Genomic DNA, 20,607 nt, shown 5'->3' with positions numbered 1-20,607 from the left:
CCCACGATGCTCCACCATCACCCCTTTCGGCGTGCCGGTCGAGCCAGAGGTGTAAATCACATACGCCAGATGCCGTGCGGTCAATGCAGGTACCTGTGGGTTACTGCCCGGCTGGTCCGGTAATGAATTCGGATCAAGTACCGTCAGGCTCGAAACTTTCTCACCCAGCGCGACACATCCAGCATTATCCGCCAACAAGATAACCGGCGCGGCATCAATCAGAATATGCGTCAGACGTTCACCAGAATAGGCTGGGTCCAGTGGCACATAAGCTCCTCCCGCTTTCATTACCGCCAGCAATCCCACGACCATCGCCGGTGAACGTGCCACACAAATCGCCACCCGCTGGTCGGGTTCTACCCCCAGCACAATCAGTTGATGGGCCAGCCGGTTGGCGCGGGCATTCAGTTCGGCATAGCTGAGAGTCTGGTCTTCATGCACCAGCGCTATAGCATCCGGGTTTTTCTCTGCCTGTTGTTCAAATAACTGATGGATACACAACGCGTCAGGATAAGCTGTTTCAGTCGCATTCCAAGTTTCCAGCAATAACCTGCGCTCCACCGGGGCCAAAATATCAATTTCCCCGACCCGCTGTTGAGAGTGAGTCACCATCGCTTGTAGTACCGAGTGTAAATATCCTGCGTGTCGTTCGATTGTCGATTGATCAAACAGGGCGGTGGCATAACTCAAACCACCGACAATCCGGCCCTCTTCCTCAGACAGGTTTAGTTCGAGATCAAATTTGACAACATCAAAGTCTTGATCAGCCGGTGAGACTACCAGCCCCGGTAATTGCCATTCTGTGTTCTCATTGTTCTGCCAGGCAAACATCACCTGGAATAGCGGGGTATGCGCCAATTGGCGTGGTGGTTGTACAATCTCCACCACCTGCTCAAACGGTAAATCCTGGTGCTCCTGTGCCGCCAGTGCAGTTTGCCGCACGCGCGTCAGCAACTCAGTCACGGTCAGTTCACCCGATAAGTCAATGCGTAAGGCCAGCGTATTGACAAAGAAGCCGATCAGGGATTCCACTTCCTGGCGACGGCGGCCTGCACTCGGTGTACCAATAACCAAATCCTCCTGACCGGATAAACGCGACAGGACCATCGCCCAAGCTGACAACAGCGTCATAAATAACGTGACCCCGTGCTGTTCACTCAGACGTTTGAGAGATGTCGTCAATTCCGCATCCAACTTGATGGGAACAATATTCCCGGCAAACGACTGTTCAGACGGACGTGGCCGGTCAGCAGGCAGATCCAGCAGTACCGGCGCATCAGCCAACATGGTACGCCAATAATCAGATTGAACCTGGACACGTTCAGCCGATAGCCACTGACGCTGCCAGGCTGCATAATCAGGATATTGAATCACTAACGGGGGCAACGGATCAGATTGTTCTGTCAGAAAAGCCGTATAGAGGGCGCTTAATTCACGTATCAGCACATTGACAGACCAACCATCGGAAATAATGTGATGTTGGGTGAACAAAAACTGATATTCATCATCCATAAGCCGGATGAGAGAGGCGCGGATGAGCGGTCCACTATTGAGATCAAATGGCGTATAAGCCTCCTCTGTACTTAAACGTTCAAGTACCGTTTCAACATTCGGGATACCACGCAGATCATGTTGAGACAACAGCAAACCGCCGTCTGGCCCCAACAGTTGCACTTGTGGCTGACCGTTAACGGAGACGAAGACGGAACGTAACGCTTCATGACGGGCAAACAAGGCGTTAAGCGCCTGCTGCCAAGCAGCAATATCCAACTGACCACGTAAATGCAGAGCAACCGGGATATGATAGGTATCACTAACGCCATTAAATTGAGCGAGGAACCACAAACGTTGTTGAGCAAATGACAGCGGCAACATACCCTCGCGGGATATCGGCATAATCGCAGGCAATGTCCCGCCTTGTTTATCAAGCCGGGCGCTGATCTCCTCAGCAAAGGCAGCCAGAGAAGGGGATTTAAACAACGTGGTCAGCGGCAATTCGATACCTAAAGCCGCTACGCGGTTCATTACCCGTACCGCCAACAGCGAATGGCCGCCCAGCGCAAAGAAATTATCATGCCGGCTGATCTGTTCAATTCCCAGAATTTCACGCCAGATAGCCGCCAGCGCAATTTCAGCCTCCCCTTGCGGGGCTTCATAGATTTGACGGGCAAAGGCTTCCTCACTTGGCGCCGGTAAACCCCGGCGATCCAACTTACCATTAGGGGTTAACGGAAAGGCATCCAAACGGACAAAAGCCGCCGGTACCATATAATCAGGCAAAACTGCGCTCAAGTGGGCACGTAAACGGTTAACCAACCCGTCATCCGCTGACGCCGCCACATAGGCAACCAACCGTTTATTCTGCCCGTCGCCTAACGCCAGTACCAGCGCTTCCCTCACCACCGGGTGCTCTGTTAGCCGAGCTTCGATTTCCCCTGGTTCAATCCGGAAGCCCCGGATTTTAATCTGTTGGTCACTACGGCCAACGAACACCAAATTGCCGTCCGGCAGGTAGCGAGCCAAATCTCCGGTGCGGTACATGCGGGCATTCGGCACATCACTAAACGGGTCGATAAGGAAACGCTCAACAGTCAGTTCAGGGCGGTTCAGATAACCACGTGCAACACCCGCGCCGCCAATATACAGCTCACCTATGCACCCCAACGGCACCGGCTGACTATCAGCATCTAGCAGGTAAATCTGCGTGTTAGCCGTTGGACGCCCAATAGGCACTTCCGTATCCATATAGTCTGACGGATAATGCCAAGTCGTGGCACAAACCGTTATCTCTGTCGGCCCATACGCATTGAACAGGGTTGCCTGACCACATAATGTCCCCAACAGCGCCGCACTGGGGGCTTCCCCTCCCAGTATCAAAGTCGGTTTTATCGCTATCGCCGGTAAATCAGCACCATCCCGAAGCAGGGCCGGCGTCAGGCAGGCGTGAGTTATCGACTGTTCCTCCAGATAGTACCAGAGGCGACGCGGGTCCTGACGAACTGTATCGATAGGAATATCCAGACAAGCCCCACTCCCCAACGCCATCATGATTTCCCAGACACTGGCATCGAAACTAAATGAGGCAAACTGCAACATCCGGCTACCGGCATGAATATCAAACTGGGTGATTTTTTCCTGAATAAGATTGACCAGCCCACTATGTTCGATCATGACGCCTTTCGGCGTTCCCGTCGAGCCGGAGGTGTAAATTACATACGCCAAATGCTGTGAGGTCAGCGTAGGTCTCTGCGGGTTACTGCTTAGCTGGTCAAACAGAGTATTCGGGTCGAGCACAGTCTGTTCTGCTAGTACTTTCTCACCTAATGCTGTACGTCCGACCTCATCCACTAACAAAATAGCTGGCGCAGCATCCATCAGAATATGCGCCAGGCGCTCGCCCGGATAAGCAGGGTCCAACGGTACATAGGCTCCACCGGCTTTTAGTACCGCCAACAATCCCACCACCATCGCCGGTGAACGAGACACGCAAATCGCTACCCGTTGGTCCGGTTCTACCCCTAGTGCAATCAATTGATGAGCCAGCCGGTTAGCACAGGCATTCAACTCCGCATAACTGAGAGTCTGATTTTCATACACTAATGCTGTGGCATCTGGGTTTTTCTCCACCTGTTGTTCAAACAACTGATGAATACATAATTGGTCAAGATACGCGGTTTCAGTGGCATTCCAAGTCTCCAGCAACAATTTCCGTTCTATTTCTGGCAAAATGTTTAGCGCCCGTACCGGTGTCTCAGGGGCTTGTTCAAGCACCTCTGCCAGACTTTCCAGCGCCTGTTGCATATAACCGCATATTCTTTCCGGATCAAACGGTTGTACCGCCTGAACCGTCAGCCCCAGAGATTCACCAAAATCCTCCATCGATAGCGTTAATGAATAGTTGGTCCGTTCCTGCCCGCTAAGAAACTCAATACCACTGATGAATTCATCCGACATTACCGGCAAGGCATTATGCCGATAGTTCAACAAGCTATTAAAGAGGGGGATCTCACCCTGCACACTACTGCAACGCTGGGCCAGCGCCAGTGAAGCATGTTCATGTTCTAATAGTCCGGCCAGTCGGGTATGTGCTGCCTGCACACTGTCCCGTACCGGGGTATTATTGATATCTAATCGCAACGGCAAGGTATTGATAAACAGCCCCATGCCATTGTCTGCCCCTTCACCGGCCTGCATTCGTCCAAACAGCACGGTGCCGAACACCACTTTTTCCTGTCCACTGGTACGCGACAACACCTGCGCCCAAGCCAAATGGCACAGCGCTGCCAGACTGACACCCAAATGTCGGGCCTGACTACGCAGGCGGTCATTTAAGGCAGCCGTCAGCATCCGGTGCGATTCCGTCACCTGCGAGCCATCACGATGCACCTCCGTCAAACCAAACGGCAAGGTCGGTTCATCTACCGCCGCTAACATGTCAGTAAAGAAACGGGTGTGTTCCTCCTGACTCACACCTAACCGGGCCTGAGCCACCAGATTACGGAAAGGGACAGGCGCCGACAGGCGGTTCCCTTGTCCGGCAAGGTAGACCTGCACTTCACGATTCATTATATCCAGCGTGGTATGATCGCCAATCAGGTGATGCTGCAATTGCAGCAAAATCCAACGGCCATCGGTTTCCTGCGCCGCCACAAAGCGCAATAACGGGGCTTCGTTCAGGTCGAGACGATGCTGACGCGGATCAAAGCGCCGGGTTAACTGGTCACTGACCGGACCGTCAGCCGGGTTTAATGCCAGTTCAGTCACCGACAAAGCGGCCTGACGCAAAACCACCTGTGCCGGGCCTGACAATCCCTGCCAGATAAAGGCGGTACGCAAGATGTCATGACGATCAACCACCTGTTGTACCGCCGCCAGATAACGATCCAACAGAGTCCGGTCAGCAAAGGCCATCTGACCCATCAACAGATACGGGTCACCTTCGCTTGCCAATAGATGATGAAATAAAATGCCATCCTGTAACGGCGACAAGGCATAAATATCCTGAATATTGGCAACCCCGCCCGGGATCTGTCCGATGATAAGATCAATTTCAGGCTGGGTCAGGTTAATCAGCGGTAACATCGCCGGCGTGATTGTCGTCGTCGCTGGCGTAATCATATTCGATGGCACCCCCACAACCAGTTGCTGCCTCAGAGTTTGCGCCAAATCTGACAATACCGGCGACTGGAACAGGTCACGCACCGCCAGTGTCAGCCCCAGGTGACGCAGACGTTCAATCATCCGCACAGCAAGCAGAGAATGGCCGCCCAGCGCGAAGAAGCTATCGTGCCGACTGACCTGTTCTATGCCCAGCAATTCACACCAAATCGCTGCCAGCGCTATTTCCGTTTCCCCCAGGGGCGCCGCATAAACCTGACGGGCAACGGCTTCACTATCCGGCGCCGGTAGCGCCCGACGATCCAGCTTACCGTTCGACGTTAACGGGAACGCGTCCAGCCGCACAAAAGCTGACGGCACCATATAGTCAGGTAACATTTTACTCAGGTGAGTACGCAAACTATTCACCAACCCGTCGTTCACTGGCGCCACCACATAAGCAACCAAACGTTTGTCCTGCCCATCCCCCAGCGCCAGCACAGCCGCCTCACGCACCGCCGAATGCTCTATCAGACGTGTCTCAATTTCCCCCGGTTCAATGCGGAAACCGCGGATTTTAACCTGCTGGTCATTGCGGCCCAAAAACTCCAGGTTCCCATCCGACAGGTAGCGGGCTAAATCCCCGGTACGGTACATACGGGCACCCGGTTGATCACTAAACGGATCAGCCAGGAAACGTTCCGCCGTCAGTTCAGGGCGATTCAGATAACCCCGTGCTACACCGCCGCCCCCAACATACAATTCACCGGTTACCCCTAATGGCACCGGCTGACCGTATTTATCCAACAGATAGAGGGTTAAATCCGGAATACGCGTACCAATAGGACTGGTTATCTGCTCCACATCATGCGAATTCAGTTCCCGATAAGTCACATGAACCGTTGTCTCCGTGATACCGTACATATTCACCAGCCTTGGTGAGGTCTCTTCACGCAGGCGATACCACGGTCGCAACATACCCGGATCGAGGGCTTCTCCCCCAAAGATGATATAACGCAACTGGTCCGGTAATGGATTGGCGGCATAACTGGCAATAAAGGCTTTGAAAGCGCTCGGCGTCTGATTCAACACCGTGATACCGTGCTGACACACGAATTGATGCAGCTCTTGAGGGGAGCGGGCAATCTCGTGTGGGACCAGAACCAATTTAGCGCCATAGCGTAACGCTCCCCATAATTCCCATACCGAAAAGTCAAACGCAATGGAATGGAACAGGCACCAAACATCTTGCCGGTTAAAGTGATACCAAGATTCAGTCGCCTCAAACAAACGCAGGATATTACGGTGCTCAACCATCACCCCCTTCGGTGTCCCTGTCGAGCCCGAGGTGTAAATCACATATGCCAAGTGCCGGGAAGTCAACACGGGTATCTGTGGGTTACTGTCCGGCTGATCAGGCAAGGTATTGGGGTCAAGCACAGTCAAAGCGGCCAGCGTTTTCTCGCCCAGCACATCACGTCCGATATCATCCGCCAGCACCATAGCCGGAGCGGCATCGGTCATAATATGTGTCAAACGCTCCCCGGTATAAACCGGGTCCAACGGCACATAAGCGCCACCGGCTTTCAGTATTGCCAACACCCCCACCACCATTGCCGGCGAACGTGACACACAAATCGCCACTCGCTGATCCGGCTCTACGCCCAGCGCAATAAGCTGATGAGCCAGCCGGTTAGCTCGGATATTTAATTCGGTATAACTGAAGGTCTGCTCTTCATACACTAACGCTATCGCATCCGGGGTTTGCTCCACCTGTTGTTCAAATAGCTGATGAATACACAACTGGTCAGGATACGCGGTTTCTGTCGCGTTCCAAGTTTTTAACAACAACGTACGCTCCGCTTCCGGCAGAATTTCCAATGCCCGAACGGGTATTTCCGGCGTTTGCTCCAGGGCCGCCGCCAGACTTTCCAGCGCCTGCTGCATATAACCGCATAAACTTTCCGGATCAAATGGCTGCACCACCTGAGCAGTCAACCCCAGGGATTCGCCAAAATCTTCCACCGACAGCACAAACGGATAGTTGGTCCGCTCCTGTCCGCCAAGAAACTCAATACCACTGATAATTTCATCCGACGTTGCCGACAAAGTATTATGCCGATAGTTCAACAGGCTATTAAAGAGCGGGATCTCCCCCTGCACCCCACTGCAACGCTGGGCCAGCGCCAGTGACGCGTGCTCATGCTCCAATAGTCCGGCGAGTCGGATATGGGCTGCCTGTACGCTGTCCCGTACCGGGGTTTCATCGATATTCAACCGCAACGGCAGGGTATTAATAAACAGCCCCATGCCATTGTCAGCGCCTTCCCCCGCTACCATGCGCCCAAACAGTACGGTACCAAACACCACTTTCTCCTGACCGCTGGTACGTGATAATACCTGTGCCCAAGCCAGATGACACAGAGCGGCCAGACTAACGCCCAACCGTCTCGCCTGACTGCGCAGACGGTCATTCAGCCCAGCAGTCAACATCCGGTGTGATTCCGTCACCTGCGAACCATCACGATACACTTCCGTCAAACCAAACGGCAATGTCGGTTCATCTACCTCAGCTAACATGTCAGTAAAGAAACGGGCGTGCTCTTCCTGACTGACCCCCAACCGGACCTGAGCTACCAGATTGCGGAAAGGAGCCGGCGCCGGCAGGCGGTTCCCTTGTCCGGCAAGGTACGCTTGCACTTCGCGATCCATCACGTCCAGCGTGGTATGATCGCCAATCAGGTGATGCTGTAGTTGCAGTAAGATCCAACGTCCATCGGTATCCTGCGCCACCACAAAGCGCAATAACGGCGCCTTACTCAGGTCAAGACGATGATGACGTGGGTTAAAACGTTGAGTTAACTGGCCGCTGATCGATCCGTCAGATGGCTCCAACGTCAGTTCAGTCACCGATAAAGTGGCCTGACGCCAGACTACCTGAGCCGGTGCGGATAATCCCTGCCAGATAAAAGCCGTACGCAAGATGTCATGGCGATCCACCACTTGTTGAACCGCGGCCAGATAACGATCCAGCAGCGACCTTTCAGCAAAGGCCATCTGACTGACCACCAGATACGGGTCGCCTTCGTTTTCCAACAAATGATGGAACAAAATACCGTCCTGCAATGGCGACAAGGCATAGATATCCTGGACATTGGCGATCCCACCCGGCACCTGTTCAACAATATGGTCAATCTCAACCTGAGTCAGATCGATCAGCGGCAACATTTCCGGTGTGATTGCAGTAGTCTCCGGTGTAATGACATTAACCGGTATCATCACAATCTGGTGCTGCCCCAGTGTTTGCGCCAGTTCAGACAGCACCGGAGATTGGAACAGATCACGCACAGCCAGCGTCAGCCCAAGATTACGCAGACGTTCAACCATCCGTATCGCAAGCAGCGAGTGCCCACCCAAGGCAAAAAAGCTGTCATACCGGCTAATCTGTTCAATCCCCAGTAATTCACGCCAAATCGCCGCCAGGGCTATTTCCGTTTCGCCTTGCGGCGCTTCGTAAACCTGACGAGCAAACGCCTCTTCGCCCGGTACCGGCAGCGCCCGACGATCCAATTTACCGTTCGGGGTCAACGGCAACATATCCAGACGCACAAAAGCCGACGGTACCATGTAGTCAGGTAAAATGGCTCTCAGATGGGTACGCAAGCTGTTAGCCAACGCCTTACCCGCTGGCGCCACAACATAAGCGACCAAACGCTTATCTTGCCCGTCACCCAGCGCCAACACCGTAACGTCACGCACGTCCGGGTGCTCTGCCAGACGGGTTTCAATTTCCCCCGGTTCAATACGAAAACCACGGATTTTAACTTGCTGGTCGTTACGGCCAAGGAATTCCAGGTTGCCATTCGGCAGATAGCGGGCCAAATCACCGGTACGGTACATACGGGTACCTGACAGTGCACTGAAGGGGTCCGGCATAAAACGTTCCACACTCAATGCCGGCCGGTTTAGATAACCGCGAGCCACGCCAACACCGCCAATATAGATTTCACCCATACTGCCCAGCGGCACAGGTTGACCATATCTGTCCAGCAGGTAAATACAGGTATTTTTAACCGGCCGGCCTATAGAACAAGCATCTGCCGGCGATAATATCTCCTTGCAGGTCGCAATCACGGTATTTTCAGTCGGGCCATAAGTATTTAACAACCGTGGCCGATGGGTTTCTTGGGTAAACCACGCCTGAATCGCACTCTTCTGTACCGCCTCACCACCAATAATGACTAACCTGAGGCAATCCGGCAGCGGTAATGTGTCGTTTCTGGTCGCCAGTTCAGACCAGAATAACGTCGGCAGAGACATCATCGTGATACGGTTTTGCCGGGCTAATGTGATGAATCCCTGTACAGAAGCCAGCCAACTATCATCACGAATGACTAACGTCGCGCCGTTACACAATGACGAGAAAAATTCTTCTACCGAAGCATCAAAGGCAAAAGAAGCAAATTGCAACACCCGATCTTGCGCAGTCACCGCATAGGTCTCATTAAAACCCAGATGACGTTGATAAACCGCCTGATGCTCCACCATTACCCCTTTCGGCATACCGGTCGAACCAGAGGTATAGATGACATAAGCCAGATGCTGCGGCGTCAACGCAGATACCTGTGGGTTGCTGTCCGGTTGATCCGGCAACGTATTCGGGTCAAACACAGTCAGCGCGGCAAGCATCTTCTCACCCAACGCGGCTCGCCCGCCTTGATCAGCCAATACCACTAACGGGGCGGCATCATTCAATATATGCGTCAAACGCTCGCCCGGATAGGTTGGGTCCAGAGGAACATAAGCCCCACCCGCTTTCAGCACCGCCAGCAATCCTACCACCATCGCCGGTGAACGCGTCACACAAACCGCCACTGACTGATCCGGCATGACACCAAGCGCAATCAGTTGATGGGCGAGACGATTAGCCCGGGAGTTCAATTCCGCATAGCTGAGCGTCTGCTCTTGATACACCAACGCTGTCGCGTCAGGATTTTTCGCCACCTGTTGTTCAAACAACTGGTGAATACACCACGGGTCAGGACGGGGTACTTCAGTGACATTCCAAGTTTCCAGCAACAACTGGCGCTCCACCGGTGCCAAAATATCAATTTCACCTACCGGCTGTTGAGGGTTAACCACCATCGCTTGCAGTACGGTGCGCAGATATCCTACCTGCCGCTCAATGGTCGGTTGATCAAATAGGGCCGAGGCATAACTCAGCGTCCCCACAATTCTGTTATCCACCTCAGACAGGTCCAGTTCGAGATCAAACTTAACCCTATCAAGAACTGGCTCAACAGGTGAGACAGCCAACCCCGGCAATCTCCATTCTGTGTTCTCATTGTTCTGCCAGGCGAACATCACCTGAAACAGCGGTGTATGCGCCAGTCGGCGCGGCGGTTGCACAATCTCCACCACCTGTTCAAATGACAAATCCTGATGCTCTTGTGCTGCTAATGCGGTTTGCCGTACACGCGCCAGCAACTCCGTCACGGTCAGCTCACCCGATAAATCCATGCGCAAAGCCAGTGTATTGACAAAGAAGCCGATCAGCGATTCCACTTCTTGTCGACTGCGGCCAGCACTCGGTGTACCAATAACCAGATCTTCCTGGCCTGACAAACGCGACAAGACCACAGCCCAGGCTGACAACAGCGTCATGAACAACGTGACACCCTGCTGCTCACTCAGGTGTTTGAGAGATTTTGTTAATTCCGTATCCAGATTAATAGACATAACATGCCCTGCGAACGACTGCTCAGGCGGACGTGGCCGGTCTGTCGGCAAATCTAGCAAGACTGGCGCATCAGCCAACATAGTACGCCAATAGTCAGATTGAACCTGGACACGTTCAGCCGACAACCACTGACGCTGCCACGCGGCGTAATCCGGGTATTGAATCGCCAGCGGGGGCAGCGGATCAGATTGTGCTGCCGAAAAAGCCGTATAGAGGGCACTGAGTTCGCGTATCAGCACATTGACAGACCAGCCATCGGAAACAATGTGATGCTGAGTGAGCAGAAACTGATATTCATCATCCGCGAGCCGGATGAGAGAGGCACGGATGAGCGGTCCACTACTGAGATCAAATGGTGTATAAGCCTCTCCGGCGCACAGCCGTTCAAGTCTCACTTCGGCATCCGGGAACCCTCGCAGATCATGTTGAGACAACGGTAACCCACTATCCACAGCCAACAGTTGTACTTGTGGCTGACCGTCAACGGAGACAAAGACAGAGCGTAACGCTTCATGGCGGGCAAACAAGGCGTTAAGCGCCTGCTGCCAGGCAGCAATATTCAATTGACCTCGTAAATGCAGAGCGACTGGAATATGGTAGGTATCACTGGCGCCCTCAAACTGCTCCAGGAACCACAAACGCTGTTGAGCAAATGACAGCGGCAATTTACCCTCACGGGATATCGGCACAATAGCGGGTAATATACAGCCCTGTTCACCCCTCCAGCTATTCACCGCCTCAGCAAAAGCTTTCAAAGAAGGCGACTTAAACAATGTAGTTAACGGCAGTTCGATACCGAAAGCCGCTATCCGGTTCATCACCCGCACAGCCAACAGCGAATGGCCGCCCAGCGCAAAGAAATTATCATGCCGACTGATCTGTTCAATCCCCAGCACTTCACGCCAGATAGCCGCCAACGCAATTTCAGTCTCCCCTTGCGGGGCTTCATAGATCTGACGGGCAAAGGCTTCCTCACTTGGCGCCGGTAAACCCCGGCGATCCAACTTACCATTAGGGGTTAACGGAAAGGCATCCAAACGGACAAAAGCCGCCGGTACCATATAATCAGGCAAAACCGCGCTCAAGTGGGCACGTAAACTATTAATCAGTCCATCATCCGTCGGCGCCGCCACATAGGCTACCAACCGTTTATCAGCCCCTTCATCCAAAGCCACTACCAACGCTTCACTCACCGCCGGGTGCTCCATTAGCCGGGCTTCAATCTCCCCCGGTTCAATCCGGAAGCCACGGATTTTAATCTGCTGGTCATTACGGCCGACAAACACCAAATTACCGTCCGGCAGGTAACGGGCCAAATCTCCAGTGCGATACATCCGGGCATCTGACGCATGACTAAACGGATCTGCCAGAAAACGTTCAGCAGTCAATTCTGGATGGTTCAGATAGCCACGGGCAACACCTGCGCCGCCAATATACAACTCACCCACTCCCCCCGGCGGCACCGGCTGACCATCAGCATCCAACAGATAAACCCGTGTGTTAGCTATTGGGCGCCCGATAGACACCTCGGTATCCGTATAGTCTGGCGGACAATGCCAAGTCGTAGCACATACCGTCATTTCTGTCGGACCATATGCATTGAACAGATTTACCCGGCCACTCAGAGCCTGAAGCAGCGCCGCACTGGGCGCTTCACCCGCCAGTACCAATGTCGGTTTTATCGTTATCGCCGGTAAGTCAGTACCATCCCGAAGCAGGGCCGGTGTCAGACAGGCGTGCGTCACCGTCTGCTCTTCCAAGTAACGCCAGAGATGGTAAGGATCCTGACGAACTGTATCGGCAGGGATCGCCAAGCTAGCCCCACTACTCAACGCTATCGTGATTTCCCAGACACTGGCATCAAAGCCAAATGAAGCGAACTGCAACATCCGGCTGGTTACTCGCATGTTAAGCCGGATAATTTGTGCCAAGGCCAGATTGACCACGCCACGATGCTCCACCATCACCCCTTTTGGCGTACCGGTCGAACCCGAGGTGTAAATCACATAGGCCAAGTGTCGTGAAGTCAACTCCGGTATCTGTGGATTGCTGTCCAACTGGTCAGAATGGGTATTTGGATCGATGACCATCAGGTCTGCCAGCGCCTTCTCTCCCAACGCTGTACGTCCGACGTTATCCGCCAGCAAAATAGTTGGCGCGGCATCCATCAGAATATGCGCCAAGCGCTCGCCCGGATAAGCCGGGTCCAACGGTACATAGGCTCCACCGGCTTTTAGTACCGCCAACAATCCCACCACCATTGCCGGTGAACGTGACACACAAATCGCCACTCGCTGGTCCGGCTCTACACCCAGAGCAATTAACTGATGAGCCAGCCGGTTGGCGCAAGCATTCAGTTCCGCATAACTGAGAGTCTGATTTTCATACACCAATGCCGTGGCATCCGGATTTTTCTCCACCTGCTGTTCAAACAACTGATGAATACATAACTGGTCAGGATACGCGGTTGCAGTGACATTCCAGGTTTCCAGCAACAGTTCCCGTTCTACTTCTGGCAAAATATTCAGTGCCTGTACCGGTGTTTCTGGAGCATGTTCAAGCGCCTCGATCAAACTTTCCAGCGCTTGTTGCATATAGCCGCATATCCTTTCCGGATCAAATGGTTGTACCGCCTGAGCAGTCAGCCCCAAGGATTCGCCAAAATCCTCCACCGACAGCGCTAACGGATAGTTGGTACGTTCTTGTCCACCAAGAAACTCAATACCGCTAATGATTTCATCCGACGTTGACGGTAAATCACTATGCCGATAGTTCAACAGGCTATTAAAAAGGGGGAGCTCACTCTGCACACCGCTGCAACGCTGGGCCAGTGCCAATGAGGCATGCTCATGCGCTAATAATCCGGCCAATCGGGTATGTGCTGCCTGCACACTATCCCGCACCGGGGTCTCATCCATATCCAGTCGCAACGGTAACGTATTGATAAACAATCCCATGCCGCTGTCAGCCCCGTCTCCCGCCTGCATCCGCCCAAACAGCACAGTGCCGAACACCACTTTTTCCTGTCCGCTGGTACGCGACAATACCTGTGCCCAAGCCAAATGACACAGGGAGGCCAGACTGACACCCAAACGTCGAGCCTGGCTGCGCAAACGGTCATTCAAAGCAGCCGTCAGCATCCAGTGCGATTCTGTCACCTGCGAGCCATCACGATGCACTTCCGTCAAACCAAACGGCAGAGTTGGTTCATCCACACCAGCCAACATATCGGTAAAGAAACGGGCGTGTTCTTCCTGACTGATACCTAGCCGAACCTGAGCCACCAGATTGCGGAAAGGGACTGGCGCCGGCAGGCTGTTCCCCTGTCCTGCAAGGTACGCCTGTACTTCACGATTCATCACATCCAGCGTGGTATGGTCGCCAATCAGGTGATGCATCAGTTGCAACAGGAGCCAACGGCCATCAGTTTCTCGCGCCACTACAAAGCGCAATAACGGCGCTTCGTTCAGATCGAGACGATAATGACGCGGATCAAAGCGCTGAGCTAACTGGCCACTGACCAGACCATCAACCGGGTTTAATGTCAGTTCAGTCACCGACAAGGTGGCCTGACGCAAAACCACCTGAGCCGGAACTGACAATCCTTGCCAGATAAAAGCGGTACGTAAGATATCGTGCCGATCAACTACCTGTTGCACCGCCGCCAAATAACGGTCTAACAATACCCGGTCAGCAAAGGCCATTTGACTCGTCAATAAATACGGATCACCTTCGTTTGCCAACAAATGATGAAATAAAATACCATCCTGCAACGGTGACAATGCATAGATATCCTGAATATTGGCGATACCGCCCGGTACTTGTTCGACGATAAGATCAATTTCAGGCTGGGTCAGGTTAATCAGCGGCAACATCGCCGGAGTGAGTGTCGTCGTCGCTGACGTAATCACATTCGGCGGCACGACTACAATCTGATGCTGTCCCAGTGTTTGCGCCAGTTCAGCTAGCACCGGCGATTGAAACAGGTCACGCACCGTCAACGTCAACCTAAGATGACGCAGGCGTTCAACCATTCGTATCGCAAGCAATGAATGACCACCCAAGGCAAAAAAGCTGTCATACCGGCTGACCTGTTCAATCCCCAGTAATTCACGCCAAATTGCCGCCAGCAACATCTCCATTTCTCCTTGGGGTGCTGCATAAACCTGACGGGCAAAGGCTGCATTGCCCGGGGCTGGCAGTGCCTGGCGATCCAACTTACCATTAGGAGTTAACGGAAAAGCATCCAACTGCACAAAGGCCGTCGGCACCATATAATCAGGTAAAATAGTTTGCAGGTGAGCACGCAAACTGTTCGCCAATCCGTCACCCTCTGGCGCCACCACATAGGCAACCAGGCGCTTGTCATGACCATCACCTAGCGCTAATACTGTGGCTTCTCGCACCGTCGGATATTCTATCAACCGCGCTTCAATTTCCCCCGGCTCAATCCGGAAGCCCCGGATCTTAATCTGCTGATCATTACGACCGACAAACAACAAATTGCCATCCGGCAAATAACGCGCCAAATCGCCAGTGCGGTACATCCGAGCATCCGGCGTATCACTAAACGGATCCGCCAGAAAACGTTCAACGGTCAGCTCAGAACGATTCAGGTAGCCACGGGCAACACCCGCACCGCCAATATACAGCTCACCCACGCCCCCTAACGGCACCGGCTGACCATCAGCATCCAACAGATAAACCCGAGTATTAGCCGTTGGACACCCGATAGGCACCTCTGAATCTGCGTAGTCTGACGGACAATGCCAGGTCGTGGCACAAACCGTTATCTCTGTTGGTCCATACGCGTTGAATAGCGTTGCCCGACCACACAATGCCTGGAGCAGCGCCACACTGGGGGCTTCACCTCCCAGTATCAAGGTCGGTTTTATCGTTATCATCGGTAAATCAGCACCATCCCGAAGCAGGGCTGGTGTTAAACAAGCGTGCGTTATCCCCTGTTCCTCCAGATAACGCCAAAGGCGGTGCGGGTCCTGACGAACGATATCAACAGGAATATCCAAAGAAGCACCTCCGCACAACGCCATCATGATTTCCCAGACACTGGCATCAAAACCAAATGAAGCAAACTGCAACATCCGGCTACTAGCGTGAATAGCGAATTGGGTGATTTTATCCCGGATAAGATTGACTAATCCTTGATGTTCAACCATTACTCCTTTCGGCACACCAGTCGAACCGGAAGTGTAAATCACATACGCCAAATGCTGTGAAGTTAATGCCGGTATCTGCGGGTTACTGTCTGGCTGGTCGAATAAGGTATTCGGGTCAAGCACAATCTGTTCTGCCAGTACCTTCTCACCCAACGCTATACGTCCGATATTATCTGCCAACAAAATAGTCGGGGCGGCATCCATTAGAATATGCGTCAGGCGCTCGCCAGAATAAACCGGGTCCAGCGGCACATAAGCCCCACCAGCTTTTAACACCGCCAGCAATCCCACTACCATTGCCGGACAACGCGACACACAAATCGCCACCCGCTGGTCCGGCTCTACACCCAGAGTAATTAACTGATGAGCCAGCCGGTTGGCACAAGCATTCAGTTCCGCATAACTGAGAGTCTGGTTTTCATACACTAACGCTGTCGCGTCCGGGGTTTTCTCCACCTGTTGTTCAAACAACTGATGAATACATAACGCATCAGGATAGGCAATTTCCGTGGCATTCCAAGTTTCTAGCAACAGCGTGCGTTCTGTCTCCGGCAGGATGTTCAGTGCCCGTACAGGTGTCTCCGGGGCCTGCTCAAGTGCCTCCACCAGACTTTCCAACGCCCGTTGCATATAGCCACACACCCGTTCTGAATCAAACGGCTCAACAATTTGAGCAATCAGCTCCAGTGCATCACCAAAATCCTCCATTGATAGCACTAACGGATAGTTGGTCTGCCCCTGTTCCTCAAGGAATTCGATGCCATTGATGATTTCACTTGAAGCCACAGGTAATGTGTTATGCCGGTAATTGAACAGAGAACTAAAAAGTGGCACTCCCCGCTGCACACCACTGCAACGCTGAGCCAGCACCAGTGAAGCATGTTCATGATCCAGCAACTCAGCTAACCGGTTATGTGCTGTCCGTACACTGTCCCGTACTGAGGTATCATCCATATCCAATCGCAATGGCAAAGTATTGATAAACGGCCCCATGCCGCTATCAGCCCCTTCTCCCGCCTGCATCCGTCCAAATAGTACGGTGCCGAACACGACTTTCTCCTGACCACTGGTACGTGATAACACTTGCGCCCAAGCCAAATGACACAACGCCGCCAGACTCACCTCCAAACGTCTCGCCTGACGACGCAAACGGTCATTCAGCTCAGGGGGCAATATCCAGTGCGCCCCCGTCACTAACGAACCATCACGATATACCTCCGTCAGCCCGAAAGGTAACGTCGGTTCGTCTACCTTAGCCAACATGTCAGTAAAGAAATGAGTATGCTTTTGTTGACTTTCCCCTAGCTGAGTTTGAGCCACCAGATTGCGGAAAGATGCTGGCGCAGGCAAGTTATCCTCCTGCCCAGCAAGGTGCGCCAGCACTTCCCGACTCATCACTTCCATTGTTGTACGGTCGCCAATCAAGTGGTGCTGCAATTGCAGTACATGCCAGCGACCATCGGTTTCCTGCGCCACCGCAAAGCGCAACAACGGGGCCTGACTTAGCTCAAAGCGATACAGACGCGGGTCAAAACGTTGAGCCAATTGCTCACCGGCTGGACCATCAGCTGGGTTCAATGTCAGTTCAGTAACTGATAAAGGCGCTTGACGCCAAACCACCTGAGCCGGTGCGGATAATCCCTGCCAGATAAACGCGGTTCGCAGGATATCATGGCGATTAATGACTTGTTGTACCGCGGCCAGATAGCGGTCCAACAATTCCCGGTCAGCAAAAATCATCGGATAAGCCAACTGATAGGGGTCGCCTTCCTTTGCCAGCAGATGATGAAACAAAATGCCGTCCTGCAAGGGCGACAGAGCATAGATATCCTGAATATTGGCGATCCCGCCCGGTACTTGTTCAACAATATGGTCAATGTCAGTCTGAGTCAGATCAATCAACGGCAACATCGCCGGTGTGAGTTCCGTCGTCGCCGTAGTAATAACGTTCGACGGCGCCACCACTGCCTGATGCTGCCCCAATGTTTGGGTCAATTCTGATAGTACAGGGAATTGGAACAGGTCACGCGCGGCCAGTGTTAATCCCAAACTACGCAAACGTTCAATCATCTGCACACCAAGTAGTGAATGACCACCTAACGCAAAGAAACTGTCATGGCGACTTATTTGCTCGATCCCCAGCAACTCACGCCAGATAGCAGCCAGCGTAATTTCCATCTCACCTTGTGGCGCCTCATAAACCTGACGAGCAAAAGCTTCCACTCCCGGCACCGGTAACGCCCGGCGATCCAACTTACCGTTCGGGGTCAACGGAAAAGCATCCAGACGCACAAAGGCCGACGGTACCATGTAGTCAGGCAACCGAACACGCAAATGTTCACGCAAACTATTAACTAACTCATCATCAGCCCGCGCGACCACATAGGCAACCAAACGCTTGTCCTGCCCGTCCCCCATCGCCAGTACTACAGATTCACTTACCGCGGGATATTCTATCAATCGGGCTTCGATTTCCCCCGGTTCAATACGGAAGCCACGAATTTTCACCTGCTGGTCATTACGACCAATAAATTCCAAATCGCCACCCGGCAGATAACGAGCCAAATCCCCAGTGCGGTACATGCGTGTATCGGGTTTATCACTAAACGGATCGATAAGGAAACGTTCAGCGGTCAATTCAGGGCGATTAAGGTAACCACGGGCCACACCAGCACCACCAACATATAACTCACCCTCCGCCCCCAACGGCACCGGCTGACCATATTTATCTAACAAATAGAGTGTTAAATCGGGAATACGGGTGCCAATAGGACTGACTACCCGCGCCACATCATGGTGATCCAGTTCCCGGTAAGTGACGTGAACCGTGGTCTCCGTGATGCCGTACATATTCACCAACTGAGGTGATCTCTCTTCACGCAGGGCATACCACGGTTTCAGAATAATGGGATCGAGGGCTTCCCCGCCAAAAATGATATAACGCAAGCAGTCCGGTAATGGATTGGCGACATAACTGGCAATAAACGCTTTAAAAGCACTGGGGGTCTGATTCAACACCGTGATACCGTGCTGACACACGAATTGATGCAGTTCTTGAGGTGAACGGGCGATCGCGTGTGGTACTAAAACCAGTTTAGCGCCGTAGCGTAAAGCTCCCCATAATTCCCATACCGAGAAATCGAAAGCGATAGAATGAAACAAACACCAAACATCTTGCTGGTTAAAATGATACCAGGATTCAGTCGCGTCAAATAAACGCTGGATATTACGATGTTCCACCATCACCCCTTTCGGCGTGCCGGTTGAGCCGGAGGTGTAAATCACATAGGCCAAATGCTGTGCGGTCAATGCCGGTACTTGTGGGTTACTGTCCGGTCTATCAGGCAGGATATTCGGATCAAGCACCGTCAATCCTGCCAACACCGCCTCTCCCAGTACATCACATCCGGTGTTATCCGCCAGTAAAATAGCCGGAGTAGCATCGGTCAGAATATGCGCCAAACGCTCACCCGTATAAACCGGGTCTAGCGGCACATAAGCCCCGCCTGCTTTCAACACCGCCAATAACGCCACTACCATTGCCGGTGAACGTGACACACAAATCGCCACCCGTTGATCCGGTACGACACCCAATGCAATCAACTGATGAGCCAGTCGGTTGGCGCGGGCATTTAACTCAGCATAGCTAAGGGTTTGCTCTTCATGCACTAACGCTATCGCGTCAGGGGTTTTCTCTACCTGTTGTTCAAACAACTGATGAATACATAACGTGTCAGGATACGCGGTTTCCGTCGAGTTCCAGGTTTCCAGTAACAACGTACGTTCAGCCTCAGGCAACAAATTAAGCTGCCTGATAGGCGTTTCATCCCCCTTCATTTTCGACGATATCAACACCTGTAAGTGTTCGCTCATTCGCTGAACGACTTCGGCGCTCAGACGATTTACATCATAGATCCAGCGAAAACCGCCCTGCGCGTTTATCTGGAGGGTCAGCAATTCACCACGCATCTCCTGATCATACTGGCTGTCATCCTGTGTCACAGAGACCGCGATCCGCCACGGTCGGCTCGTTGTTAATTCAGAGATAGCATGTAGTGCGGGAGAGTGAGAAAGGAGATCATAACTAAATGTATGGTGCTGTGTTAGCCGAGCAAGTTCATCACCAACCCAGTCAGCTACCGCGCACCAAGGCTTATCAAACGCTACCTCAACAACCATCGGCACCACCGGCGAAAAACCGGTCAACATATCCGGTTTATCTTTTGTCTCATTCACACACCAACCAATTTGGAATTCAGCCTGCTGAGTCAGACGCGCAAGATAAATGACAAATGCTTGTAACAGCGTCCGCCATGCCTCCTCCTCACCGTTTTTGGCCAATGAAAGCTGCCAGGGACTCATTGCCCATTTGGGTTCTGCCTGTTTCCCAGCGCTTTCAAAAGGTAATTGAAGGGGTTGCAAAGCAGTAAGACGTTCACACCAAAATGATTCACTGGGTGTCAACGCCTGAGGGATATTCTTCACGTTCTGAATCTGTTGTGAAATATCATTCACACGGTTTATGTTCTCTAATGTTTGAGAAGGGAATTCAGCTTTAACAATTCTTTCTTGTTTAACAACGCTATCTTTCAT

At 52.7% G+C, this 20,607-nt stretch carries 1 protein-coding gene (only partly in view); it reads right to left on the bottom strand.

All coding sequences use genetic code 11. From position 1 onward, the window contains the following. On the bottom strand, positions 1-20,607 hold the 5' portion of the coding sequence (locus Phpb_RS24150; protein WP_082302641.1) for a non-ribosomal peptide synthetase. 8,490 nt of this gene lie to the left of the window's left edge; only the first 20,607 of its 29,097 coding nucleotides appear in the window; its start codon is at positions 20,605-20,607; its stop codon lies beyond the left edge, outside the window.

Origin of the sequence: Photorhabdus namnaonensis (assembly GCF_001684335.1) — a bacterium.
Lineage (GTDB): Bacteria > Pseudomonadota > Gammaproteobacteria > Enterobacterales > Enterobacteriaceae > Photorhabdus > Photorhabdus namnaonensis.
The sequence above is the reverse complement of the archived record's forward strand: the minus strand, read 5'-3'. Positions and strand labels throughout refer to the sequence as shown.